The sequence below is a fragment of the Flavobacterium nitratireducens genome (assembly GCF_029625335.1).
In the GTDB taxonomy this organism is placed as follows: domain Bacteria; phylum Bacteroidota; class Bacteroidia; order Flavobacteriales; family Flavobacteriaceae; genus Flavobacterium; species Flavobacterium nitratireducens.
The window spans coordinates 2,717,261-2,743,578 of the sequence record NZ_CP121111.1; the positions used below are offsets into that span (position 1 = coordinate 2,717,261).

General features: G+C 34.3%; 23 protein-coding genes and 1 pseudogene. 18 read left to right on the forward strand and 6 right to left on the reverse strand.

Going from position 1 to position 26,318, the window contains the following annotated elements:
- Nucleotides 1-119: 119 nt before the first annotated feature.
- The 7 genes and pseudogenes from P5P90_RS12800 (at nucleotide 120) to P5P90_RS12830 (ending at nucleotide 8,574) form a co-directional block, all read left to right on the forward strand.
- Complete coding sequence (locus P5P90_RS12800) at nucleotides 120-1,595, forward strand: MFS transporter (RefSeq protein ID WP_140485012.1); 1,476 nt, start codon at nucleotides 120-122, stop codon at nucleotides 1,593-1,595.
- 27 nt (nucleotides 1,596-1,622) lie between these two features.
- Entirely contained in the window at nucleotides 1,623-3,284 is a 1,662-nt protein-coding gene (locus P5P90_RS12805) for an MFS transporter (protein WP_278035040.1), read from the forward strand.
- Nucleotides 3,285-3,807: 523 nt separating this feature from the next.
- A complete protein-coding gene (locus P5P90_RS12810) occupies nucleotides 3,808-4,806 on the forward strand; it encodes an MFS transporter (protein WP_340696406.1) in 999 nt (332 codons plus the stop codon).
- 79 nt (nucleotides 4,807-4,885) lie between these two features.
- Nucleotides 4,886-7,101, forward strand: a pseudogene (locus P5P90_RS12815) (molybdopterin oxidoreductase family protein).
- 21 nt (nucleotides 7,102-7,122) lie between these two features.
- Entirely contained in the window at nucleotides 7,123-7,692 is a 570-nt protein-coding gene (locus P5P90_RS12820) for a 4Fe-4S dicluster domain-containing protein (protein ID WP_140485015.1), read from the forward strand.
- Nucleotides 7,693-7,778: 86 nt separating this feature from the next.
- Complete coding sequence (locus P5P90_RS12825) at nucleotides 7,779-8,300, forward strand: Rieske (2Fe-2S) protein (protein ID WP_278035042.1); 522 nt, start codon at nucleotides 7,779-7,781, stop codon at nucleotides 8,298-8,300.
- A gap of 19 nt (nucleotides 8,301-8,319) precedes the next feature.
- On the forward strand, nucleotides 8,320-8,574 hold the full coding sequence (locus P5P90_RS12830; protein WP_278035043.1) for a DUF6755 family protein: 255 nt from the start codon (nucleotides 8,320-8,322) through the stop codon (nucleotides 8,572-8,574).
- 75 nt (nucleotides 8,575-8,649) lie between these two features.
- Here the strand turns inward: P5P90_RS12830 and P5P90_RS12835 are convergent, their stop codons facing one another.
- The 3 genes from P5P90_RS12835 to P5P90_RS12845 form a co-directional block, all read right to left on the reverse strand.
- A complete protein-coding gene (locus P5P90_RS12835; RefSeq protein WP_278035044.1) occupies nucleotides 8,650-9,147 on the reverse strand; it encodes a hypothetical protein in 498 nt (165 codons plus the stop codon).
- A gap of 76 nt (nucleotides 9,148-9,223) precedes the next feature.
- A complete protein-coding gene (locus P5P90_RS12840) occupies nucleotides 9,224-10,501 on the reverse strand; it encodes a TonB-dependent receptor (protein ID WP_278035045.1) in 1,278 nt (425 codons plus the stop codon).
- 696 nt (nucleotides 10,502-11,197) lie between these two features.
- Nucleotides 11,198-11,677: a hypothetical protein gene (locus P5P90_RS12845; RefSeq protein WP_278035046.1), complete on the reverse strand. Its 480-nt coding sequence runs from the start codon at nucleotides 11,675-11,677 to the stop codon at nucleotides 11,198-11,200.
- 237 nt (nucleotides 11,678-11,914) lie between these two features.
- On the opposite strand from P5P90_RS12845, the gene P5P90_RS12850 reads away from it, so the two are divergent.
- Complete coding sequence (locus P5P90_RS12850) at nucleotides 11,915-12,940, forward strand: 2-hydroxyacid dehydrogenase (RefSeq protein WP_278035047.1); 1,026 nt, start codon at nucleotides 11,915-11,917, stop codon at nucleotides 12,938-12,940.
- Between the two features lie 103 nt (nucleotides 12,941-13,043).
- Here the strand turns inward: P5P90_RS12850 and lysS are convergent, their stop codons facing one another.
- Complete coding sequence (gene lysS, locus P5P90_RS12855) at nucleotides 13,044-14,744, reverse strand: lysine--tRNA ligase (protein ID WP_278035048.1); 1,701 nt, start codon at nucleotides 14,742-14,744, stop codon at nucleotides 13,044-13,046.
- A 307-nt stretch (nucleotides 14,745-15,051) separates the two neighbouring features.
- Here lysS and P5P90_RS12860 point away from each other — a divergent pair, with 307 nt between their 5' ends.
- From P5P90_RS12860 to lipB, 3 genes are all read left to right on the forward strand, one after another.
- Nucleotides 15,052-15,573 carry a hypothetical protein gene (locus P5P90_RS12860; protein ID WP_278035049.1) on the forward strand — a complete coding sequence of 174 codons (522 nt, stop codon included), beginning with the start codon at nucleotides 15,052-15,054 and terminating at the stop codon, nucleotides 15,571-15,573.
- Nucleotides 15,574-15,602: 29 nt separating this feature from the next.
- Nucleotides 15,603-16,358 (forward strand): hypothetical protein, encoded by a 756-nt coding sequence (locus tag P5P90_RS12865; RefSeq protein ID WP_278035050.1) that lies wholly within the window; start codon nucleotides 15,603-15,605, stop codon nucleotides 16,356-16,358.
- A 137-nt stretch (nucleotides 16,359-16,495) separates the two neighbouring features.
- Complete coding sequence (lipB, locus tag P5P90_RS12870; protein ID WP_278035051.1) at nucleotides 16,496-17,200, forward strand: lipoyl(octanoyl) transferase LipB; 705 nt, start codon at nucleotides 16,496-16,498, stop codon at nucleotides 17,198-17,200.
- A gap of 135 nt (nucleotides 17,201-17,335) precedes the next feature.
- Here lipB and P5P90_RS12875 read toward each other — a convergent pair whose 3' ends face one another.
- Complete coding sequence (locus P5P90_RS12875; RefSeq protein ID WP_278035052.1) at nucleotides 17,336-17,995, reverse strand: ribonuclease HII; 660 nt, start codon at nucleotides 17,993-17,995, stop codon at nucleotides 17,336-17,338.
- Between the two features lie 215 nt (nucleotides 17,996-18,210).
- Here P5P90_RS12875 and P5P90_RS12880 point away from each other — a divergent pair, with 215 nt between their 5' ends.
- From P5P90_RS12880 to P5P90_RS12895, 4 genes are all read left to right on the forward strand, one after another.
- A complete protein-coding gene (locus P5P90_RS12880) occupies nucleotides 18,211-20,124 on the forward strand; it encodes a putative porin (protein WP_278035053.1) in 1,914 nt (637 codons plus the stop codon).
- Nucleotides 20,125-20,132: 8 nt separating this feature from the next.
- Nucleotides 20,133-20,615 carry a 3'-5' exonuclease gene (locus P5P90_RS12885; RefSeq protein WP_278035054.1) on the forward strand — a complete coding sequence of 161 codons (483 nt, stop codon included), beginning with the start codon at nucleotides 20,133-20,135 and terminating at the stop codon, nucleotides 20,613-20,615.
- A 75-nt stretch (nucleotides 20,616-20,690) separates the two neighbouring features.
- Nucleotides 20,691-21,962 carry a DUF2851 family protein gene (locus tag P5P90_RS12890; RefSeq protein WP_278036528.1) on the forward strand — a complete coding sequence of 424 codons (1,272 nt, stop codon included), beginning with the start codon at nucleotides 20,691-20,693 and terminating at the stop codon, nucleotides 21,960-21,962.
- A 59-nt stretch (nucleotides 21,963-22,021) separates the two neighbouring features.
- On the forward strand, nucleotides 22,022-22,249 hold the full coding sequence (locus tag P5P90_RS12895) for a PspC domain-containing protein (protein WP_278035055.1): 228 nt from the start codon (nucleotides 22,022-22,024) through the stop codon (nucleotides 22,247-22,249).
- 56 nt (nucleotides 22,250-22,305) lie between these two features.
- Here the strand turns inward: P5P90_RS12895 and P5P90_RS12900 are convergent, their stop codons facing one another.
- Complete coding sequence (locus tag P5P90_RS12900) at nucleotides 22,306-23,787, reverse strand: amino acid permease (RefSeq protein ID WP_278035056.1); 1,482 nt, start codon at nucleotides 23,785-23,787, stop codon at nucleotides 22,306-22,308.
- Between the two features lie 403 nt (nucleotides 23,788-24,190).
- On the opposite strand from P5P90_RS12900, the gene P5P90_RS12905 reads away from it, so the two are divergent.
- From P5P90_RS12905 to rpsU, 3 genes are all read left to right on the forward strand, one after another.
- The gene (locus tag P5P90_RS12905) at nucleotides 24,191-24,811 is read left to right on the forward strand and encodes a ComEA family DNA-binding protein (protein WP_340696407.1); all 621 of its coding nucleotides are present in this window, start codon (nucleotides 24,191-24,193) and stop codon (nucleotides 24,809-24,811) included.
- Nucleotides 24,812-24,829: 18 nt separating this feature from the next.
- Nucleotides 24,830-25,972, forward strand: a complete 1,143-nt coding sequence (locus tag P5P90_RS12910) for an acyl-CoA dehydrogenase family protein (RefSeq protein WP_278036529.1) — start codon at nucleotides 24,830-24,832, stop codon at nucleotides 25,970-25,972.
- Nucleotides 25,973-26,118: 146 nt separating this feature from the next.
- Nucleotides 26,119-26,313: a 30S ribosomal protein S21 gene (gene rpsU / locus P5P90_RS12915; protein WP_026713289.1), complete on the forward strand. Its 195-nt coding sequence runs from the start codon at nucleotides 26,119-26,121 to the stop codon at nucleotides 26,311-26,313.
- Nucleotides 26,314-26,318: the final 5 nt, after the last annotated feature.

Here is a 26,318-nt window from a genome sequence, read left to right on the forward strand (position 1 = left end):
AAAAATGAATTATATATGAGTTAGTTGAATTTAGTAAGAATATAAAACTTGCTGATATTTATCATATTTATAGATAAAGGACTATTATATCTTTGCATCATAATTGATTTAGGGAATTTATGAGCAATTTATCACAGTCACATCGTATTTTATTTTTGAATACACTGGCATTTACAATCAGTTTTGCCTGTTGGACTTTAAATGGTGTTTTAGTTACTTTTTTAGTAGATAGAGGAATTTTCAATTGGTCAGTTGTTGAGGTAGGATGGTTGTTAGGATTGCCTATTTTATCGGGAGCTGTTTTTCGTTTACCAATAGGAATTTTAACCGATAAATACGGAGGAAAAAAAGTATTCTCTACATTGTTGTTACTTTGTTCTATTCCATTGTTTTTATTGCCTTTTGCCGGTTCATTTTGGGAATTTGCAGTATTAAGTTTTTTGTTTGGATTGGTAGGAACCAGTTTTGCTGTTGGAGTAGGATATACTTCAGTTTGGTATCCTAAAGAATGGCAGGGGAGGGCCTTAGGGATTTTCGGAATGGGAAATGCCGGTGCTGCCGTCACTACTTTTTTTGCGCCAAGCTTACTCAATTTTTTATCCGAAACAGATACGGAGAACGGCTGGAAAATGCTTCCTGTAATTTACGGAGTGGTATTGGTAGCAATTGGATTATTGTTTGTGTTTTTTGCTAAAAATAAAAAAGCAGCAACAGTGGCCAGATCAACATCCGAATTATTAGCTCCTTTAAAAAATGTCCGTGTTTGGCGATTTGGGGCTTATTATTTCTTAGTCTTTGGATGTTTCGTTGCTTACTCACAATGGTTGTTACCTAATTTTATGAATGTGTATCACACAACCTTAGTAATGGGAGGAATGTTTGCCACTTTATTTAGTTTGCCATCCGGTGTAATCAGGGCTTTTGGGGGTTATTTGTCTGATAAATATGGAGCAAGAGCAGTTATGTATTGGGTTTTAGGTTCTTCAATTGCCATTAGTTTTTTATTGATGTTTCCTAAAATGGAAGTTTTTACATCGGGTCCCGGAGTTTTAGCAACTAATAATGGAGTGGTTACCCAAGTTTCAGCCTCTGAAATTAAAGTAGGAGAAAGAACTTACAATGTTAATGCAAAATCAACAATTAGTTCATCTGATTCGGATATTTTGCCTGTTCGAAATTCATGGCAGGAAATTGTAGTACAACAAAATCAGGAAGTCAAAAAGAAAGAACTTTTGGCAGAAGGAATCACCCAAATAAAATTTAATGCCAATATGTGGATTTATTTGGTATTGGTAGTTTTAATCGGGATTTCATGGGGAATTGGAAAGGCAGCCGTTTTCAAACACATCCCGGAATATTTCCCTAACGAGGTGGGAGTTGTAGGAGGAATGGTGGGTTTAATAGGTGGTTTAGGCGGATTTATAGGGCCAATATTATTCGGATACTTATTGAATGCAACTGGCTTATGGACGAGTTCCTGGATATTTATTTTCCTGATTTCTGTGGGCTGTTTATTATGGATGCACCGAACCATTATTAACATTATGAGAGAAAAGATGCCTCAGTTTACCAAAGGAATTGAGCGCAACCAATAAAATAGAATAATTTTAAAAAATAATATTATGGATACTTACTTAAAAAAAATAGGATCAGAGCCTGAAAATGTATCTAACGAAACGCAAACCAATAAAAGTAATACGTGGTTGACCAAGTGGGAGCCTGAGGATGAAGCATTCTGGGCGGCAACAGGTAGTAAAATTGCCTGGAAAACATTAACAGTAACCACTCTTTCATTAATCTTATCATTTGCTTCCTGGTTTATGATGAGTGTCATTGCGGTGAAACTTCCTGGACTTGGTTTTTCATTTTCTAAAGATCAGCTTTTTTGGTTGGTGGCTATTCCTGGATTAGCTGCGGGTTTTTTACGAATTATACACACCTTTATTCTGCCTATTTTCGGAACAAGGCATGTAGTGACTGTGGCAACTTTACTCAAATTAATTCCAGCAATTGGAATCGGGTTTGCAGTGATGGATACCTCTACTCCATTTTGGGTATTTGTTCTTTTGGCTATTACCACTGGTTTTGGTGGCGGAGATTTTTCATCTTTTATGCCTAGCACTAGTTTGTTTTTTCCAAAAAGATTAAAAGGAACAGCGTTGGGAATCCAAGCGGGTATTGGGAATTTTGGGGTTTCTTTAGCTCAGTTTATTACTCCGATTATTTTGAGTGTTAGTATTTACGGGACCACTTCGGTATTTACAAGTATCGATGCCAAAGAAACACAAAATGTTTTAACAGACTCAACAATTGAAAAGCAAAAAGAAGTTTTTGCCGCTTTGGACGTTAAAACGCAAAATATAATTTTGGCTACTGTAAAGAAACCGCTTTTAGATTCAGTAACAACTGCCGTAAAATCAGCAGATAATACAGTAGTTTTTGCAGCTTTGCCTTTGGAAGTAAAATCGAAAGCCATAGCTAATGCAAATCCTAAGTTAGCTGAAAAAATATTAAACAAAATAAGCCCCAAAAATGAGGCGGTAAATAAAAGCAGTATCTATATTCAATCTGCTGCATTTTGGTATATTGGTTTTCTCTTAGTTTTGGCATGTATGAGTTGGTTCTTTTTAAAAAGTATCCCAATGCAGGCTTCAGTAAAAGAGCAGATGGATATTTTTAAAAACAAACATACCTGGTATTGTACAATTACTTATCTAATGACTTTTGGAACTTTTGCCGGTTTGTCAGCAGCTTTTCCTTTGATGATAAAATTTTTATATGGTGATTTTCCAAATGCTCCGGATCCGTTAGTGTATGCTTTTTATGGTCCGCTTATTGGTTCTACCAGCAGAATAGCTTTTGGATTTATTGCAGATAAAGTAGGAGGAGCCATCTTGACAACTATTACAGGTATTGGAATTTTAGCAGGAGCTGTTATTTTAATCACTCAGGGATTAGTATCTCCTACCAGTATGGATCAGTTTCCGTTATTTGTTGGAGTAATTTTAGCGATGTTTTTCTTTACTGGTATTGGAAATGCCGGAACTTTTAGACAGTTTCCAATTATCTTTTCAGAAAATCAGAGACAGGCAGCAGGTGTTATTGGTTGGACAGCAGCCATTGCCGCTTTTGGTCCTTTTATTTTTTCAAAATTAATAGGGAATAACATTTCTGCCAATGGAACTGTGATACAATTCTTCATGGGGCTTATTGTTTTTACAATATTAGCTACTGTTATTAACTGGTGGTTTTACAATCGAAAAGGATGTGAGAGACCAAGTTAAATGAAGGAATACTCATGGCAAACGCACCAGTTCCAGAAATAAAAAAAGTAGCCACGAACCTGTCTGCCGGACAGGCAGGTTACACGAAATAACACTAATTTGGATGTTATAATATTCCACAAATCTACCAAAGGCAGATAAAAATTTGTGTAATTTATTTTAGAATCAATACTATTTGTGCTAATTAGTGTAATTTGTGGCAAAAATAAAACTCGTGCGTTTGCCCTGAAGGATACTTAATTTGAAAAATAATTGGAACTCAGTTGATATTCAATAAAGCAGTACGTTTTTTACAATTTTATATCGAAAATTAATAGTTTGATGACATTCGATTGAAATTATTGTTGTAAATTAGTGATTTGTACATGAATTATAACATATTTAAGTGTTTTTGTACTTTAGAAAAATACTTAAGTAGTTTCACTTAGTTTTTCTTTTGTTTAATTTTACTCCCGAAGAAAAACCTTTGGATTTTTGGATAAAAATAGATTTGTAATTGTAAGCGTGTAATACTAAAATTAAAATGAAAAACAGAACATATAATGTAAAAGCATTGCTCATTGCCACACTACTTTCAGTATTTATGATTGTGTTAGTGTTTTATGGTTCAAGAGAATTGCAAAATTTTGATGCAGCTTTAATTACCTACTTGTTTGGGACTGTATTCGCTTTCTTTGGGATTGTTTATCGTTATACGGTGTGGTTGCAAAGACCACCTACGTGGATTTATTTCAAGAGAGGAATTACGTATTTGGTGACCGGAAAAGTATTTTCACATTTTTGGTTTGCAACTAAAGAAACAGTAGAGAATATAGCATTTCAAAAATTCATCTATCCCAGAGGAAAATACCGTTGGGTAGCACATTTTATGATTGCTTTGGGCTGTACTTCGGCATTTTTAATAACAATACCATTAACTTTTGGTTGGATCCACTTTGCGATGGCTCCTAATTCTATTTCGGTTTACGAAGCACATTTCTTTGGTTTCAAGGTAATGGATTTTGAATTGGATTCTATCATGGCATTCCTGACATTTCATGCGTTGAACTGGTCTTCTTATTTAGTGATTTTTGGTTCATTGTATTATTTAAGAAGACGATTAACTAATCCGGGATTGATTGCAACTCAGACTTTTGAAGGCGATTTATTACCATTGATTTTATTAATTGCAATTTCTGCCACAGGATTAGGATTGACTTATTCGTACCAATTTATGAAAGGTTTTGCCTTTGATTTCTTAGCCGTTTTGCATGCCGTTACGGTAATTATGTTCTTGATTTGGATTCCATTCGGGAAGTTTTTTCACATCATTCAGCGTCCTGCTCAAATTGGAGCACATATTTACAAGAAGCAGGGAATGAAAATGGGAATGGCGGTTTGTCCGCATACGGGAGAGGAATTTGCAACTAAATTGCATATCCAGGATTTGAAAACAGTAACGGAACAACTAGGATTCGATTTTTCAAAGGAAGATGGAACATCCCATTTGGATTTGAGTCCGGAGGAAAAAGATCCAGATTAGCACAAGCTCATTTGAAGGCCAGGCAAGAAGGTGGTCAATTATTTGGATAGATTTAAAAAAAAGATAAAAGCATATAAACATGGCAAAATTACCTGTTTCAGAAGAAAATATTGTTGCACAATTTGGACCACATCTTAATTATAGCCCAAAAGAAGGTTATGAAGGAAGAGATGAACCGGATGAGTTGGTAAAAACGCATTGTTGTTTTTGCGGAATGCAATGTGGAATTCAATTATCTGTAAAAGAAAATAAAGTGGTAGGGTTTGAACCCTGGATGGAATTCCCTTTCAACGAAGGAAGATTATGTCCAAAAGGAGTACAACGTTATTTGCAAAACAATCACCCGGACCGACTTTTAGGTCCGTTGAAAAGGGTAGAAGGACAAGGATTTGTACCTACTTCCTGGGATGTGGCTATGGAAAAAACGGTTTCTGAAATAAAACGTATTCAGGAAACTTATGGGAATGATGCTTTTTCGATGCTTTCGGGAGTTTCATTGACCAATGAGAAAAGTTATTTAGTTGGGAAATTTGCCAGAGTCGCTTTAAAAACCAAAAACCTGGATTATAACGGGCGTTTGTGCATGGTAAGTGCCGGAGCCGGAAATAAAAAAGCATTTGGTTTAGACAGAGGTTCTAACAACTATTCGGATTTAGAATATGCTGAGGTGATTATTGTAGCCGGAGCCAATATTAGCGAAACATTTCCAACGCTGACGCATTGGATTTGGAAAGCCAGAGACAGAGGTGCAAAATTAATCGTAATCGATCCAAGGATGATTCCGCTGGCCAGAACAGCTGATCTTCACTTAGATGTGCGTCCGGGAACCGATTCGGCTTTGTATGGTGCGATGTTGAAATATTTGGCCGATCATGATATGTTAGACCATGATTTTATTGATAATCATACTTCAGGATTTCAGGAAACTTTAGATGCTGTAAAAGACAATACGCTGGAATGGGCTGAAGAAATTACCGGAATTAAGAAAGAAAAAATACAACAGGCAGCTGAGTTATGGGGAAAAGCCAATACCAGTTTCCTGCTTCATGCCCGCGGAATCGAGCACCATTCTAAAGGTATAGATAATGTTTTGGGATGTATCAATTTAGTCTTGGCAACGGGAAGAATTGGTAAACCTTATTGTGGCTATGCAACTATTACTGGACAAGGAAATGGACAAGGAGGTAGAGAACACGGTCACAAATGTGACCAATTGCCTGGAAACAGGGATATAGAAAATCCGGAACACCGTAAGTATATTTCAGATGTTTGGGGAATCGATGAGAAAGATTTACCGGGTAAAGGTCTGTCAGCTTATGAAATTATCGAAGCCATTCACAGGGGAGAAATCAAAGGACTGTTGTCTATTTGTTTCAATCCTTTGGTTTCTTTACCAAACAGTAATTATGTTAGAGAAGCACTGGAAAAGTTAGAGTTTTATGTTTGTATTGACTTTTTCTTAAACGAAACAGCCCGCCATGCCGATATTGTTTTAGCAGGTTCTTTACAGGAAGAAGAAGAAGGTACCACTACTTCTGCCGAAGGTAGAGTCATTAGAATTCGTCAGGCGGTTACTCCTCCGGGAGATGCCAGAACAGATACTTCTATTATCTTAGAAATAGCTAAACGTTTAGGAGTGAAGGATAAATTTACTTATGAAAACAGTGAAGCCATTTTTAATGAATTAAGGGTTGCTTCTAAAGGTGGAACAGCCGATTATTATGGGATTACCTATAAAAAAGTAGAAGACAATATGGGTGTTTTTTGGCCGTGTCCAACAGAAGACCATCCCGGAACTCCGCGTTTGTGGGAAGACAGAAAGTTTAAAACTCCTGATGGGAAAGCCCATTTTAATCCGGCACCTTATAAACTTCCTGGTGAAGTAACCTGCGTAGATTATCCGGTGATTTTAACTACCGGCCGCGTGGTATCACAATATTTAAGTGGAACGCAAACCCGTAGAATTGGAAAATTAGTAGATCAGTTTCCGGAGCCTTTATTGGAAATTCATCCTAAATTGGCACAACAATACGGAATCAAGCAAAGAGAATTAATTAAGGTTTCTACCCGAAGAGGAGAAGGAATTTTTCCGGCTAATATTGTAGAAACCATTCGGGAAGATACTGTTTTTATTCCGTACCACTGGTCCGGAAAAAATCAGCGAACCAATTGACGCCGGGAACATTAGATCCAATTTCTAAAATACCTGAATTTAAAGTTTGTGCCTGTCATTTGGAACCGCTTAAGGAAATAGCTCCGCCTTCAAAAGAATCAAAGGCTTACGCTAGTATTTAATCTATAAAAAAATGATATAAAATGAACTATACCAGTTTCAATAAAAATGAAGAGTTTTTTGTAGATATGCAACGTTGCATTGGCTGTAAAGCTTGTGAAATGGCTTGTGCCGAATGCGAGACTAACGGTCAGGATTCGATGATACATGTTAATTACGTAGACAGAGCTTCGACCGTGCAAACTACAGTTCAGGTGTGTATGCATTGTGACGATCCGGTATGTGCTAATGTGTGTCCGGCCGATGCAATTTCAAAAGACGAATTCGGAATTGTTCACACTGCTAATACCGAAAGATGTATTGGATGCTCTAACTGTGTGATGGCTTGTCCTTTTGGTGTGCCAAAGAAAGAAGAAAATTACGATTTGATGATGAAATGTACCATGTGTTACGATCGAACCAGTGTGGGCAAAAAACCAATGTGTGCTACAGTTTGTCCAAGTGGGGCTTTGTTCTATGGTACTAAAGATGAAATCCAGGAAATGCGTCCGAATAGTACTCCGGTAAATAGTTTCATATTTGGAAAAGAAGTGGTGAATACTAAGGTTAATATCATGATGCCTAAAGGAAGTACAGAACTGATAATATATTAAGAAGTTAGAAGTGGGAAGTTAGAAATATCTCAACTTGAAAGCTAAAACTTGAAATTGGAAACATAAACTTTTTAGAACATAAAAAAATGTCAAAAGAAGATAATTTAAATAAAAATTGGAAAAAGGATTTTCCAATTGAAAAACAACAAGCTACTAATGTAAGTCGTCGTGACTTTGCTAAGTTCCTAACTTTAGTATCCGGGGGATTGATGGTAGGTAGTGGATTAGTTGCCGCTAAAGCTTATATGTATCCAAAAGAAGAAGTAGAAGGAGAACATTTTGTATGCAAAAAAGAGGAAGTTCCGCTAGGAGGAACACGTGCTTTTGTAATCGATGGAAGCACAATTCCTTATATATTGATTCATCTGGAAACTGGCGAGTTTAAAGCATACGAACAGAAATGTACCCACCTTTCTTGTTCTGTTTTTTACAAGCCAGGAACCGGAATTATTCATTGTCCATGTCACGAGGGGTCGTTTGATGCTAATACAGGTGATGTTATTGCAGGGCCTCCGCCTAGAGCTTTGCCAAGTTTAGATGTATTTTTCAAAGGAAATGATATATATGTTAAAGCAGCAACAGCAATGCAGCAAGCAAAACAAGGATAAATTATTAAAATAAATCGCTATGAGTAATTTTAGAAGAAGTCAGAATCAATCCAATCCTAATAAATTAAACGCCATTCTTTCGTCGTTAATTTTTATATTAATACTGAATGTGAGTATCCAAATTTGGTTGTTGTATGCTTCATTGAATAATGCTTTGGATAACAATAAAGAGATTCTTATTCCTGCATTTGTGGCCTCTTTAATTTTGTTTTTGATAGGTTTTAGCTGGTTGTATTATTTGCCAACAGGAAATAACGGTCATGCTAAAAAATAAACAGAATCATATATCAACAAAAAAGGGATTAACTCAATTATAAAAGTTAATCCCTTTTTTGTATTTTGAACACAGTTACTTTTTTATCGTAGTACTATCTTTATGCTTCATTCCTTTTTTCATGGTATAACGGTCGTGTTGTCTCATTTCAGGGCGGTGTTTTTTTCTGAAATCTTCACGGTGGTGTTTTTTCATTTCTCCCCATTTTTTGAATTGATCTGGCAAAAGGACTTTTTTCATTTTTGCATTCATAGCAATTTGTTCATCGAGCATTTTGCTTTTCATTTGGAAAATTTCGTCCGAAGTTGGTTTTCCGGTCTTAGCTTTTCTGTCCTTCAAATGAGCCTCTCTTTTTGCACTTTGTTCTGCAATAATTTTTCCCATTTCTTTTTGTTGGGAATCATTCAAATCAAGATCTAATGTCATTTTTTTCAACATTAGTTGATTACGCTGTTCCGGCGTGAATTTTTCCATCGGATTACCATCGTGTCTCGCTGGTCTTTGTTGTTCTTCTTGTGCATAAGAAGATACGCTTACCATAACGATCAATGCTGCAGTGATTAAATTTTTCATAGTCAATAGGTTTGTATTTTTGAAATAAGACTGCTGATGCTGTTTAAAGTTTAATTGTTAAGAAGAAATTGTGATTTTATTTTTTAATTTGATAACTGCTTTTAATTACTATAGGGATGCCATTATTGGTTATTCTTTCTAAATCGATATTTACAGTTGTGTCAACTTCATTGTTATAATACGAAATTGTAGCGTTTCCTTTTTCATCAGGCTTAACGTAAGGATTCCAATATAAGGTGTTTCGAATATCAGCTTTATTATTTTCTAATGGCTTTGGTTGACTGTAATCTGGAGAGTAGAAAAATTGGGTATTTTGATATCCATCGATAGGCATGGCTATAGAGTGAAAAACTTTTTTACTTGTAGTGCTTCCTTTTCCAAGTTTGGTATAGATAATTAAGGCTCCATTGGCACCTTGTGAACCATAAACAGCAGCTCCAGGGCCTTTTATAGCTTCAATTTTAGCAATATCATCGGTAGAAATAGAAGACAAAAGATTCATATCCGTTTCTATTCCATCAACTAAAATAATTGGTGGGCCATTATAACGGTTAAAACGAACTGAATTAGCAGTAGCTGTTAGATTAGGAATGGCAATTTGCAGCAGTATAAAAATATTAGAAGATCGAGGGCCTTTTTCTTCAGGAATATAAGTGAAATCGGCAAAACCGTAGCGACTTTCAGTGGTGTCATCTTTTTTCTTTTTTGCAGTAATAATTACATCTTTCAATTGATTTTCTTCAGGAATATTAAATAGAATGTTTTTATTACGAAGGTTGGTTTTAAGCTGAGATATTTGGCTTTCTTCTTCATTCAGAGGTTTAAAAGCTTTAAAATCGACAGCCATGGGCGGATTGTAAATGGAGTCCAATACAAATTCGCCACTGTTTTTTCCTTTTTGATTTTTTGTATTGAGTAGCATGGTAGCGGTGCCTTTGAAAACAATATTATTAAATTCAAATTTTCCATTCACATCAGTAGTGCCATTTAGCATTGCGGTAGCTTTGTTATTTAAAAGTATCATTTGAACTTGATTATTTTCTTTGGCAGTAGTGCCAAATAAATTCTCCACTTTTCCAGTAATAGAAATTCCTTTTTCTACTTTAAAGTTTTTATTTACGTTGAGGTTTGGGAATTTTTTCCAAACAAAATCTCGCCATCCTTGGGTTAATAAAAGTAAATCTAAATGATTTAGTCTTGCAGGATTTGAATTGTTGAAATAATAATTTGGATTGTGTACTTTTCCTTTAATATCCGAATCCATGAGGAAATAAGAACAAACATTCAATGTGCTGTCAAAATTTTCGTTTATACCATTAGTGTCCGTTGCAGCTATTGAAAAGTTAGCTATCAAAGGATTTCCTTGTTTGTCTTTTGCCGAAAGGTTGAGGTTTACTTTTTCTTTTGGAAGATATTGTTTTTTATCAGTTGATAAGGAAACTGTAATATCATTGTTTTTTTCAATGTAAACTAATCGTTCGCTTTGTGGTCGGGAGAGTTTATCATAAAGTGTGATTTGTGCAATACCTTCCGGAAAATTTTCCTCGGGTAATATAAACGAAAGTTTAGTGTCTTTTAAGGGTTGAGTTCCTTCAAAATAAGTAATACCTCTTGTGGTGCAAATAAGTGTTAAATCAGCATCCGGGTTTTGATTAAGAGTAGCTGCATTGGTTTTAATAGAGACTATTTTTTTTTCATCAACTTTATTAACAGTTTATGTGTAGCCTGTTTTTTGAACTTCGGGTAAGTTTATTTTAATTTCTTCATTGTTAGGAGTGGTCACTTTGGCATAATACTTTTGGTTTTTTTTGGGTTGTAATATAAATTTTCCCATGCCGTCATGAATACTTTTGAATAAAGTGATTGGTTTATCATTAGTATCAAAAATAGTCCCTTTTATTTCAATTGGATTTCCGTAGGAATCCGTTGCTTTGAAGGCTACATTACTAATTACATCTTCTACAAGAGAGCCGCCTTCGGGGAAAAAATCGACTAGTACTACTGCTGTGTTTTCAACTTTTGAATTGTCTTTTTTGCTCTTAGAGACTTTTTATGTGTTATTGTTTTCTTTAGATAGGATTGCATTCTCTTTGTTAGGAGTAATAATTTGGATTTCTTTTTTGAAAACAAAATCATCTCCATAATTCCGCATCCAGTTAGTGTAAGCTCTTAACTGGTAGGTCCCTGGTTTTACACCAAGAGAATCCGCCAATACAAAATCCCCATGACCAAGACCGCCTTCAAGGTTGGTTATATTACGACTGATTATTTTAGATTCTGGCGAAATCAGTTCTACATAGAGTATTTTGCTATGATCAAAAAGTTGATTGGTGTAAGCATAGACTGAATAGGCTTTGTACCATAATGATTCTCCAACCGTGTAATAATTATTGTCAGTATGGAGGTAAACTTTTTCAATCTCTGGTGGAGTAGTTTTTGTTTTTTGAATAGTGTCGGTAGGTACTTGTGCCGTGTTTTTTGTACTTATTCCTAAAAAAAGAATTAGGATAAACATTATTTTTTTTGCCATTCTATTAGTTTCTTGGGTTGCTTTGTTTGTTTTGTTGGTTTAAAAGTGTAAATGTAATCTATTTATTATAACAGACTCTTTTTTTTGTATTTGGTTTAATTAAATAAACAATTGTGTTAAGTAGGTTTTCTTAAAAATTAGCGCATACATGAAGTAATTTTTTAAGAGAATAAGACATTTGTCAGGTTTCTTTTTTGAATATTCCCTAAATTGCCTTACAAACTAAAAAGAATTAGTATGAAACAAGATGAATTAACACAGATTCCTAAAGTTGCTTTTTTCTCCACTCAGGCTTACGATAAAACATTTTTTGAAAAATACAATTCGGATTTTGGATATGAATTGGATTTTTTTGAAAGTCAATTAAATGAACAGACGGTTAAATTAATAGCAACTACCGATGTGGTTTGTGTTTTTGTAAATGATATCGTAAATCAATCGGTTATTGAGCAATTGGTTGAAAAAAAGGTAAAAGTTATCGCTTTGCGATGTGCCGGTTTTAATAATGTCGATTTGGAAGCGGCTAAAAAATACAATTTAAAAGTGTGTCGAGTTCCTGCTTATTCACCAGAAGCAGTTGCTGAACATGCTATGGCGATGATTCTCACTTTAAACCGAAAAACACATAAAGCGTACAATCGGGTGCGTGAACAAAATTTTTCCCTAAACGGATTGTTAGGGTTTGATTTGCATGGTAAAACAGTTGGAATTATAGGAACAGGAAATATCGGAAAAGCTTTTGCTAAAATTGTAAAAGGTTTTGGTTGTAAAGTATTGGCTTTTGATTTGGTTCCCAACGAAGAGTTGGTCGATTTAGGTGTAAATTATGTTTCTTTAGAAACTATTTTTAAAGAATCGAATATTATATCGCTGCATTGTCCTTTGAATGATACCACGAAATACATCATCAATGAAAAATCACTTTCGTTAATGCAAGATAATGTCATGCTGATAAATACAAGTCGAGGTGCTTTAATTCAAACGTTGGATGTGATTCACGCCTTGAAAAGAGGAAAAGTAGGTTATTTAGGAATTGATGTTTACGAACAAGAAGATAAGTTGTTTTTCAAAGATCACTCTGAAGATATTATTGAAGATGATCAAATACAGCGTTTAATGAGTTTTCCAAATGTGTTGGTTACGGCACATCAGGCGTTTTTTACGAATGAAGCCTTGTCCCAAATAGCGATTACTACTTTGAGTAATATTGAGTCTTTATTAGCTAAAAAGGAAATTGATAATAAGGCGGCTTTGTTGGTGTAAGTATTTAAAAAAATAAACCCGACAGCTTATTGAAATCTGTCGGGTTTAAATATTATGTTATCCAATTTGGAATTTGGATTTTTTCAATTGGAATTTTAATAAATTATCCTACAAATTCCACCACTTTACTTTCTCCGTCAACAGCTACTTTAGTCAAACCATGTTTTGCTAAACCTTTCATGGCAGCATCCCATTTTTTACCGCTTAAATTAGCAGCAATTTTAAGTTGCGTTAAATCCATTTTATTTTCATTTCCTTTTAATACATCTAAAATGAATTTTTCTTCATCGGTCAATTCAACTGTGATTTTTTTCTCAGGACGCATTTGAGGGAACAACAATACTTCTTGGATAGAAGCATTATTTGTTAAATACATAATTAAACGATCCATTCCAATTCCCATTCCAGAAGTTGGAGGCATACCGTATTCTAGTGCTCTTAAGAAATCTTCATCGATAATTCCGTTTGCTTCGTCATCCCCTTTTTCTGATAAACGCATTTGTTCTTCAAAACGCTCTCTTTGGTCAATTGGGTCATTCAATTCCGAATAAGCATTGGCAATTTCTTTACCACAAACCATTAATTCAAAACGCTCCGTCAATTCAGGATTATCGCGGTGCTCTTTACAAAGTGGCGACATTTCTTTTGGATAATCAGTAATGAATGTTGGTTGGATGTAATTTCCTTCGCATTTTGCTCCAAAAATTTCATCGATTAATTTTCCTTTACCCATTGTTTCATCAACCTCGATTCCCATTCCTTTGGCTGCTTCAAACAATTCTTGTTCTGTTTTTCCAGAAATGTCAAAACCAGTAAAATGTTTAATTGAGTCAGTCATCGTTACACGGGCAAATGGCGCTTTGAAACTTATTTTATGCTCACCAAAAGTCACTTCGCTTGTGCCATTTACTGCAATGGCACAGTGCTCTAACAAACCTTCAGCAAAATCCATCATCCAGTTGTAGTCTTTGTAGGCTACATATATTTCCATTGCGGTAAATTCAGGATTATGGGTTCTGTCCATTCCTTCGTTACGGAAGTTTCTTGAAAATTCATAAACACCTTCAAATCCACCAACAATTAATCGTTTTAAATATAATTCGTTTGCAATACGCATATAAAGCGGAATGTCAAGCGAATTGTGATGCGTAATAAATGGTCTTGCAGAAGCACCACCAGGAATCGATTGGAGTACTGGGGTGTCAACCTCTAGATAGCCAGCATTGTTAAAGTATTCACGCATCGCACTGAACAATTTTGTTCTTTTGATAAACGTTTCTTTTACCGTTGGGTTAACCGTTAAATCCACATATCGCATACGGTAACGCAATTCAGCATCAGTAAAGGCATCATAAACATTACCTTCTTCATCTACTTTTGGTAATGGTAACGGACGCAATGTTTTACTTAAAAACGTAAAGCCCTCTACACGAATACATTTTGCACCTACTTGTGTCGTAAATAATTCGCCTTCAATACCAATAAAGTCACCTAAGTCAGTCAATTTTTTGAAAACTTGGTTGTATAAGGTTTTATCTTCTTCAGGGCACAAAACATCGCGGTTCACGTACAATTGAATACGTCCTTCGCTATCTTGTAATTCAGCAAAACAAGCCTTTCCTTGATCTCTCACACTCATCAAACGACCAGCAACAATCACACGTTTTCCTTCTTCAAAATTGTCCTTAATTTGCTTTGAAGTATGATTTACAGGAAAAAGATTCGCAGGATAAGGGTTAATTCCTAAGTTGCGTAAAGATTGCAGTTTTTCTCTTCGGATGATTTCTTGTTCTGATAATGCCATTATAGTCTGATTTTTAAGACCGCAAAGATAACAAAAGAATACAGATTACAGAAAGCAGATTTCAGAATTTTTAGGAGCAGAAATTCCCCGAATTTTAAGGACGTTTTGTCCCGCTATTCGTTGCAATCTATTGCGCCAAACACTGGCACAGTAGGATTTCCACTACTATCGGGGCTATTCGACAAAGATTTTGTTTTTTTTAATCAAGGTGGGTTATAAATAAAGATATTTGTTAAGTAAGAAAAAGTTTTAAATTTGCTTTAATAGAGTTGAATTCAAATTAAAAGTCACATTCAATAAATTTCGTATGCTAAAGAAAATGATTGTATTGTTGGTACTGCTTTTTTCAAATTATACTTTTTCACAGTTTCATTATTTTTATTTTGGAGGAGGTAAAAGCGAACCCGAAAGATTGAAATATCATGATAAATATTATGATGCGAATCCTCGTGGGTTAAAACAATTTGTAGAAGAAACGGAAATGTCTGATGAATTAAAAGGTGATTTGAAAGAACAGATTAAAAAAATTTCGAATAAAAAAATAACATCAAAAATTTTTACTTACGGAGGATTTGGAACCGGGGCAGGAATTATGATAAATGAGGTAATGACTACTGAAGAGGGAGAAACTTATAATAAGACAAATCTATTTAAAGGTCTTGGGGTTGCTCTTGCTGGAGCAATTATCGGATATATAATTAGTCCTAAAAATAAAGATTATTATGAGTTTGTCAATACTTTTAATGAAAAACAAAATGATAAGATAAATTTTAGTTTAAAAGTTGATTATGATAGGCAAATGAATTATGGATTTGTGATGTCATTTTAGATTGTAAATAAATATAAATTGAAAAAAAAATGATTAGATTATACAAAATACTGTGTGTTTCATATTTAATAGTAACACTTACAAGCTGCAACTTCACGGAAAATATCGATGTTCATCCTGATGGTTCTGGGAATTATTCCTTAGAAATGGATGGGGCGGGTTTGCTGGCAATGGCAGGAGATAAATTAGGAAATGAATTAGGAATGAAAAATAACGCTAAGGCAATCGATTCTACTTTTTCGTTCAAAGAAATATTTGCAGCGAAGAAAGATAGTATTGCTAAGTTAGCTCCGGAACAACAAGAAGCTTTAAAGAAATTGGAAAACTTTGTGATGAAAATCAAAATGAATCCGGAAGCTCAACAATTATTATTCTCAATGAATACGCCTTTTAAAAAAGTAAATGATTTGGGTGGTTTGATGGAAAGTATGTCGGCGCTGAAGGATTTAAAAGGAAAATCAGATAAAAGCACTGCTATGTTAAGCGGACTTGGAATGGATAATTCTAAATTGAGTTTTAGTTATAATGGAAAAAACTTTAGCCGAAAAGCAATTGTTGATAAAAACGCTTTAAATACATTCGCCTCTGATTCAACCGGAATGGCTAAGATGATTTTTGCTTCTTCCAAATATACTTTGAAATACCATTTCCCAAAAGCTGTAAAATCAGTTTCTAATCCGGATGCGCTATTCAGTGCTGATCGCAAAACAATTACGGTAGAATATCCTTTTACGGAATATACTGAAAATCCAGAAAAGTTGAACCTAGATGTGGTTTTTGAATAAACACCAATTTCACAAATTGTCACAGATTCATTTGTGTAAATTTGTGTAATTTGTGGTGAAGTATCTTTTTTTGTGTCTTTGTGACTTCGTGGCAAATCAAAATAATTAATCGTATTTTTGCGCCTCAAAGTAATACGATGAACAAAAAAATCCAACTTCAGGACTTAGGAAAAAGAGATTATAAATCGACTTGGGAATTTCAAGAGGAATTATTCAAAGGAATTGTAGATCTTAAAATTCAAAACCGAAGAGAAGAATCCAATACGCCTACGCCTAATTATTTTCTTTTTGTGGAACATCCTCATGTATATACGCTTGGAAAAAGCGGTGATTTTGAAAATTTATTGTTGTCAGAAAAGCAATTAGAAGCCAAAGGTGCTACTTTTTATAAAATTAATCGAGGTGGTGATATTACCTATCACGGACCGGGGCAAATAGTAGGTTATCCTATTTTAGACTTAGAAAATTTCTTTACTGATATTCATAAATATTTACGTTTGCTGGAAGAAACCATTATCTTGACTTTACAGGAATATGGTTTGGATTGCAGCAGAAGTGAAGGGGAAACTGGAGTTTGGCTTGGGGTAGGAACGCCATTTGCTCGTAAAATATGTGCTATGGGGGTTCGTGCTTCGCGTTGGGTGACCATGCACGGATTTGCTCTAAATGTCAATGCCGATTTGGGTTATTTTGATAATATCATTCCTTGTGGTATTCGCGGAAAAGCGGTTACTACTTTGAATGTGGAATTAGGTGTTGAAAAAGTAGATGAAGAAGAAGTGAAAGCTAAAATCTTGAAGCATTTTATTCAATTGTTTGAAGCGGAATTTGTAACTGTTTAATTTGGTACACGGATGTCACGGATGCAACAGATTATCACTGATTTTTCTTAATTTCTTTGCGAAAACCTTCTGAACTTTGCGGTAAAATTTTAGTAAGCAGTAGTAAATCTGCAATCAAAAATCGTTAATCAACAATCACAAATCTAAGGTTAGTTGTTCCGGCAATAATCTAAAACTCATGCGGTGGTACTTAGTTACCCCATATTTTTTGATGGCTTCCCGATGTTCGGTTGTTGGGTAGCCTTTATTTTTTTTCCAGTTGTACATTGGGAATTCTTCGTGAATTTTGTCCATATATTCATCTCGATAGGTTTTGGCCAAAACAGAAGCGGCAGCAATGCTCAAATATTTAGAATCCCCTTTTACAATACTTTGATTTGGAATTGACTTTAAAAGTTGAATTTCATCAGGAGAAAATTGTTTTCCATAAGCGTTTTTTAATCCTAATTTGGCATTCAAAGAGCGGTTACCATCCACAATAATAAATTCGGGAGTTGGATTTAATTGTAAAACCGATTCTTGCATGCCTTTCATTGAAGCATTTAGGATGTTGATTTCATCAATTTCATTTGGAAATAGATGAGTAACAGCAAAACTCACGGCTTGTTCTTCTATTATGGGACGTAATTTTTCTCTAACTTTTTCAGATAATTGTTTACTGTCATTTAATGTTGAATTATGGAAGTCTGATGGAAGAATTATCGCCGCAGCGGTTACAGGACCAGCCAAGCAACCACGACCGGCTTCATCGGTTCCTGCTTCAAGAATAAATGTAGAATAGTTAGAGGCAAGCATATCTATTGGTGTTTGAACGGCAAAGATTATAAAATTTTTAAGATAATAGAGCTGTATTCTAACGTTTACTTATCATTTAGTCCTAATTAAGTTGTTTTTTTATACGGTTTTATCCTTTACCTTTGTCTCAAATATTAGTTTTGAAATAAACCCAAATTATATAGCTATCCCGAATGAGAATTCTCTTTTTACTATACTTTTTAATTGTGCCAATAATGTTGTTTTCTCAAAACAATACAAGAGGTGAGGAGCCTAAGAGAAGTTTTGCTGACCGATTAAAAGGAGGACCTAATGCTAAAGAAAAAGATACTGGTAAAGTGGCTACTATTGATATGTATCGATTCATTACCTTAGAAAGGGATACAACTTATTTAGATACTGCTCTCACGGTAGAAAGAGAGTATAGTCATAATTACCTTCGAAGAGATCTTTTTGGTTTGCTAGCCTTTCCTAACGAAGGACAAGCATATAATACACTGCAATATAGTTTAACGCAGCATACTCCTTTTCCTGAAATGGGATTTAAGGCCAAGCATTTTAATTTTTTAGAAGCGAATCAAATTCGATATGCCTCTGTTGCAACACCTGTAACCGAATTGTATTTTAAATCTATTTTGGCAAGAGGTCATTCTGTAGATTCTTTCTTTGCTGTCAATTTATCTCCTAATTTGAATTTGTCTATTGCTTATAAAGGATTACGTTCTGAGGGAAAATATATAAATGAATTGGCAAGTACGGGGAGTTTCAGGTTTATGATGAGTTATAATACTACGAGTAAACGCTATCTTATCAAATCCCATTTTACCTCTCAAGATGCTTTGAATGAAGAAAATGGAGGGATTACAACTAATAATGATTTTGAAAGCGAAGATGCTAAATTTAAAAACAGACAGCGTTTGCAAGTCTATTTAACGGATGCGGAATCTTTTTTAAGGGCCAAACGTTTTTTTGTGGATCATATTTTTCGTGTGAATCCTAATGCTGCAGCCAATAATTTGTATGTCACACACCAATTTAATTTTGAAAACAAATTTTACAGATACAATCAGCCTACTTTGCTTTCTAGCGTAGGAACTCGTAATGTTTATCGATTTGGTGATGCCATTGTGACCTCTAATTTGTCTGATCAAACCCACTATAATAAAATGTATAATAAAGCGGGCTTGGTTTATGAAAACACTACTTTAGGTAAATTTCAATTTTTTATTGATGATTTTAGAAGCAACTTTTATTACAATAGAATTTTGATTTTGGATGAGGGTGTTATTCCTTCTGTTTTGTCAAGAAATATCAATAATGTTGGAGGTCAGTATGAATATTGGAAAAACAAATGGCACGGTAGATTTTTGCTTTCAAAAGCAATTAGCAAACAAACGATATCTAACATTGAAGCAAAATTAGACTATAATCTTAATGAGGATTTTCAGTTTGTTTTTGGTTATCAAAATATAAGTAAATTGCCTAATGATATTTATAATTTGTACCAAAGTGAATATGAAAATTACAATTGGTCGAATAATTTTGCAAACGAAAAAATCAATATAATCAGTGGAGAAGCAGTAACGCCTTGGTTAGATGGTTCTATGCAAATAGCGACTTTAACGGATCATGTGTATTTTGAAAATAAGTCGGCTGATAATTCACAACAATTAATTTCACCTAATCAATTTGGTGGAACAATTAAATACTTATCCCTTAAATTGAGTAAGGAAATAACATTTGGAAAATTTGCGCTGAATAATACCGTTTTGTATCAAAAAGTAGATCAAAGTCAAGCCGTATTAAATGTACCCGATTTAGTAGTTCGTAATACTTTTTATTTTAGTAACTATTTCTTTCAAAGGGCTTTGTTTGTTCAAACAGGGATTACATTTAATTATTTTACTAAGTACTATGCTAATGAGTACAATCCAGTAATTGGTGAATTTTTTGTGCAACAACAAAAACAAATTGGGAACTATCCTAATTTTGATTTTTTCTTTAATGCTAAAATTCAAAGAACCAGAGTTTATATAAAAGCAGAGCATTTTAATTCGGCTTATACAGGTAATAATTTCTATTCTTCGCCTTCTTATCCGTTTCGTGATATGGCCATTCGTTTTGGTGTGATTTGGAATTTCTTTAATTAGGTTTAGGTATGAATTTTACAGCGATTGATTTTGAAACCGCTACCTCATTTCATCCCTGTTCAGTGGGGATTGTTACGGTAGAGAATGGAATAGTGGTAGACGAATTTGTTTCTTTGATTCAGCCTCCTAATAATCTTTATTCACCATTTACTATTCAGGTGCATGGAATTTATCCAAGTGATACTGCTAGAGCTAAAAATTTTCTTCAAGTATTTCCTGAAATTCAAAAAAGACTACAAAACAGAGTAGTAGTGGCTCATAATGAAAGTTTTGATCGTAATGTTTTGCTGAAGTCAATGGCTTATTATGGTTTAGAGTATTCGCACCTAAATATTGCTGCTCGTTGGGAATGTACAGTTAAAATTTATAAAGCCAAAGGTGTAAAACCAACTAAATTAAGTGATTGTTGCAAGTTGATGAATATCGAGTTAAATCATCACGAAGCATTATCGGATGCACGAGCCTGTGCACAGTTGTACTTGATGAAATAAGATTTTTTTTTTTTCAAAAGTTTAAGTACGTAAGTTTTTTCATTATTTTAGTATAATGAATTTATGTCTTTAGCTATGAAGGAAGATTTTTTACACTATTTATGGAAATATAAAAAGTGGAATACACTTGATTTGAAAACCACTAATGGAGAAACTATTTCAGTTCTTCAAGCTGGGCAATATCTACAGCAAGCTGGGCCTGATTTTTTTAATGCTCAAATTACAATTGGTCCACAAAAATGGGCAGGGAATGTTGAAATTCATGTAAAATCTTCCGATTGGTATGTGCATCATCATGAAAAAGACGAAGCATACGAAAACGTGATTTTACATGTTGTTTGGGAACATGATACTGCCGTTTTTAGAAAGGATAATTCTGAAATTCCTGTCTTAGAGCTCAAAAACTACACTGATAAAGCTGTTTTAATGAATTATCAAAGATTAGTTGCTCCAAAATCTTGGATTTTTTGCGAAAAACAATTGAAGGAATTGGATGCATTTCTTTTTAAAAATTGGCAAGAACGTTTGTTTTTTGAGCGTTTGGAACGAAAATCTAAAGCGATATATCAATTGTTAGAGGAAACCAATAATGATTGGGAAGCCGTATTGTTTCGTATGTTGGCTAAAAATTTTGGCTTAAATACCAATGGTGATATTTTTTTAAAAATAGCCCAATCCATTCCGTTTGATGTCATCAGAAAAGAAAGTTTTGAGGTAGAAAATCTTGAGGCTTTATTGTTAGGCAAGGCTAATCTATTAGAAACAGAAAAGGAAGATAACTATTTTAAGAATATACAGTTTAGGTATTTTTTTCTGTTACATAAATACCAATTAGAATCTAAATTGCTGGGACAAGTGCAGTTTTTTAAACATCGTCCGGATAATTTTCCTACGATACGTTTGTCGCAATTGGCCAATTTGTATCACTTACATCAAAATTTATTTTCTAAAATTAGCACTATTGATACTATCGATAAGGCATACGATTTGTTTCAGGTAGGTCCATCATTCTATTGGGAAAATCATTATCAGTTTGACAAAGAAAGTCCCAGAAAAGCAAAGAAGCTTTCAAAAGCATTTGTCGATTTGTTGTTGATTAATACCATTGTACCAATACAGTTTGCTTATGCAAAAAGCCTTGGAAAAGAAATCACCGATGATTTGATTGATTTATTAGTTGATGTTGCTCCCGAAAAAAATTCAATAATAGACAAGTTTCATACTTTCGGAATTAAGGCGGCTAATTCATTTGAAACACAATCCTTGTTGCAATTAAAAAATGAATATTGCTTGCACGGTAAATGTTTGCATTGTGCTGTAGGGATGGAATTGCTGAAGCAACATTAATTTGCCTAAGCTATGGGTATAATTTTGTAATTTTGTCGATGACTTTAAAAAGGATGCCAATGTCAGCAATAGTAAAACTTAAATTTTTTTTCGAAAAGTACGGATTTCAGGTTTCTTCACGTCTTGCTGATAAACTTGGAATGCGAGTAACAAGTGTCCGACTTTTTTTTATTTATATTTCATTTGTCACGGTTGGTTTAGGGTTTGGAGTGTATTTAACTCTGGCTTTTTGGATTCGGTTAAAGGATTTAATTCGTTCAAAACGAACCTCTGTTTTTGATTTATAAAAAAGAGAGCCATTTTAAAATTTTTTAAAATGGCTCACTTTTTTAAGTTTATTTTTTTATTCAGATTTATCAGGATTATTTAGAACACTGTTTTTTCTACCATAAGTAAAATAAACAATGATACCAAGTCCCATCCATGCAAAAAGTCTAATCCAGTTAGTCCAACCTAAGCCGTACATCATAGCCATACAAACTAAAGCTCCTAGAATAGGTACTACAGGTACAAAAGGAGTTTTAAATTCGCGTATCATATCTGGTTCTTTTTTTCTTAAAATAATTACCGAAATACAAACTAAAGCAAAGGCAAATAAAGTTCCAATACTAGTCATATCACCTACGATATCACCTGGGATGAATGCAGCAAATAGACCTACAATTAAAAGGATTGCAAGATTAGCTTTGTATGGAGTTTTGTATTTTGGGTGAACATCACTAAACAATTTAGGTAATAAACCGTCTCTACCCATAGCATAGAAAACCCTTGATTGCCCTAGAAGTAACACTAAAATTACAGAAGAAAACCCTGCAAGAATTGCTATGGTTACAAATTCTCCAAGCCATTCGTAACCTATCATATATTTGTTAATGGCAAAAGCTACAGAGGCTTCTTTTCCTCCTGTTCTAAAATCTTCAACTGTTGCAACTCCTGTTAGAACGTGAGCAAATAAAATATATAGAACAGTACAAATGGCTAGTGAGCCTAAAATTCCGATAGGCATTGCTGTTTTTGGATTTTTAGTTTCTTGAGCGGCCGTACTTACAGCATCAAAACCAATAAAAGCAAAGAAAACCGTTCCAGCGGCACCTAAGATTCCCATAATTCCTCCAAATGCATGATCTATACCATGTTCGTCTGTAAAAACAGAACTTTGTGGGATATAAGGAGTGTGATTATCTGGGTTGATGAATTTCCATCCAATAACAATAATGAGGATTACAATGGCAACTTTTACAATAACAATTAAACCGTTTACAAAGGCAGATTCCTGAATACCCTTGATCAATAATAAGCTAATAATGCTTACTATAAATAATGCAGGTAAATTAATAATTCCCTGAACGCCATCTGGTGAAGTTTGAAAAGGAGAATGTGAGTATTCAAAAGGAATTGGGCTAGTGTGCAATATATTGACCAATAAATCATTGAGGTATTCACTCCAGGCTATTCCTACTGTTGCAGCTCCTACAGCATATTCTAAAATTAAATCCCAACCTATAATCCATGCTAGAAATTCTCCCATGGTAGCGTATGTATAGGTGTAGGCACTACCTGAAATTGGGATTGAAGAAGAAAGTTCAGCATAGCAAAGTCCAGCTAAAGCACAACCAATAGCAGCTACTACGAAAGCTAATGTTACTGATGGTCCAGCACTTTGAGCGGCAGCTGTGGCAGTTCTGACAAATAATCCTGCTCCAATGATTGCTCCGATTCCTAAAGCAATTAATGACCAAGCAGTAAGTGTTCTTTTTAATCCTTTTTCGTTATCTTCAGCTTCGGCTAAAAGTTTAACTAAAGGTTTCTTCTTCCAAATAGACATAGGTTCAGTTTTTAGATTATTATTTATCAAAAGTATAGTTTTTTATGATAAAACAATAATTATCTATATCAAATTGGATTGAATTTAGGTAAAATAGTTATAATTTTATAACATGTCATTCTAATAATTCGGTTAAATCATTTGTCATGAACAAAATGTATTATCAGTTTTCTAAAGAACAGCAAAGAGGAATTCTTGTTTTTTTCTCATTATTATTGTTGTTCAATTTGCTTGTTTTTTTGTTGATTTTGGAAATGCTTCACAATTAGATATTGAAGGGCAAAAGTGGCTTTCATTTGAATCGGAAATTAGTAAACTTGAGCAAGCACAGAATAAACAAAAGGGAAAGTTATATCCTTTTAACCCAAATTTTATCTCAGATTATAAAGGTTATAAGCTAGGGATGACGGTCGAACAAGTAGATCGCTTATTTGCATATAGAAAACAAAATAAGTATGTCAATTCTTCTGAAGAATTTCAGACAGTAACCGGAGTTTCAGATTCTTTGTTGGCTGAAATAGCACCTTATTTTAAATTCCCAAATTGGGTAAAAAATAATTCGGTAGCTAAAAAAAGTTATTTTTCGAAAACTACTTCGTATCCTAATTCAATTAAAGAAAAACTAATCGTAAAAGATATTAATCTGGCGAGTCAGCAAGATTTAATGGCTGTATATGGTATTGGAGAAGGGCTTTCCTCTCGGATTTTAAAGTTCAAAGAAAGTCTAGGTGCTTTTGTCTCGATGGAGCAAATGAAAGATGTTTGGGGGTTGTCTCCTGAAGTTATTGAGCGTTTGAAAACTAATTTCAAAATAGGATCGGTAAGTGCTATTAAAAAAATACCTATTAATGATGCTTCGGTTAAAGAATTAATGCAATTTCCGTATTTCAAATATGCAATCGCGAGAGAAATTGTAATCTATAGAACTATGAATGGGGATATTAAAAATTCTGCCGATTTAACAAAAATTAAAGGATTGTCTATTGATAATGCAAATATTATAGCCTTATATTTGGAGTTCTAAAAAAAACAAACCACAATGATGTATTTTGATTCGAGTGAAACACAAAATATGATTGCTCAGTCCATTAGGGATTTTGCAGAGAAAAATATAAGACCATATATAATGGAATGGGATGAGGCTCAAACTTTTCCTGTTCCTTTGTTTAAAAAGCTTGGTGAGATGGGTTTTATGGGGATTTTAGTTCCTGAAGAACTTGGTGGAGCTGGATTAGGTTATCATGAATACATTACTATTGTAGAGGAGTTGTCAAAAGTAGATCCGTCCATAGGATTGTCAGTAGCAGCACATAATTCTTTGTGCACTAATCACATTTTGACTTTTGGTACAGATGAACAAAAAAAGAGATGGATTCCTAAATTAGCTTCTGGAGAACATATTGGCGCTTGGGGCTTAACGGAACATAATACCGGCTCGGATGCGGCAGGTATGAATACAACTGCTAAAAGAGATGGCGATTTTTGGGTAGTTAATGGAGCAAAGAATTTTATAACCCATGCAATTTCTGGCGATATAGCTGTGGTTGTTGTTCGTACTGGAGAAAAAGGAGATTCTCGTGGAATGACTGCTTTTGTATTTGAAAAAGGGATGCCTGGATTTACTTCGGGTAAAAAAGAGAATAAATTAGGAATGCGTGCTAGTGAAACAGCAGAATTAGTTTTTGATAATTGTCGTATTCCGGATGCCAATAGATTAGGTGAAGTGGGTGAAGGTTTTATTCAGGCTATGAAAATTTTAGATGGTGGTCGCATTTCTATTGGAGCCTTGTCTTTAGGGTTAGCCAAAGGAGCTTATGAGGCAGCCTTGAAATATTCTAAAGAAAGACATCAGTTTGGGAAAGCTATTTCTGAATTTCAGGGTATTTCGTTTAAATTGGTAGATATGGCAACAGAAATAGAAGCTTCAGAATTGTTATTGCATAAAGCGGCTTTTTTGAAAGAACAACATCGTCCAGTAACTACAGCGGGTGCCATGGCTAAGATGTATGCTTCAGAAGTATGTGTTAGAGTTGCAAATGATGCGGTTCAGATTCATGGGGGTTATGGTTTTACTAAAGACTTTCCTGTGGAGAAGTTTTATCGCGATGCTAAATTGTGTACGATAGGCGAGGGAACCACCGAAATTCAAAAAGTGGTTATTTCGAGAAATTTGTTGAAAGGTTAGGAGTTAGAAGTTAGGGGTATAGTTGTGTAACCCATAACTGAGAACCTTCAACCTCTAACTTAATTCAAAAAAATAAATAAAATATCCTTTGTATTTCGTAATTAATTTTTACTTTTGCAGCCTTAACGAGAGGAGGTGTCAAAATTATGTTAATTATACCAATTAAAGACGGAGAAAATATCGATAGAGCATTAAAGCGCTATAAAAGAAAATTTGATAAAACTGGAACAGTTCGTCAATTAAGAGCAAGAACTGCTTTCATTAAACCGTCTGTTAAAAACAGAATGAAATTCCAAAAAGCGGCTTACATCCAAAGTTTGAAAGACAGCTTGGAGAGTTAATAGTT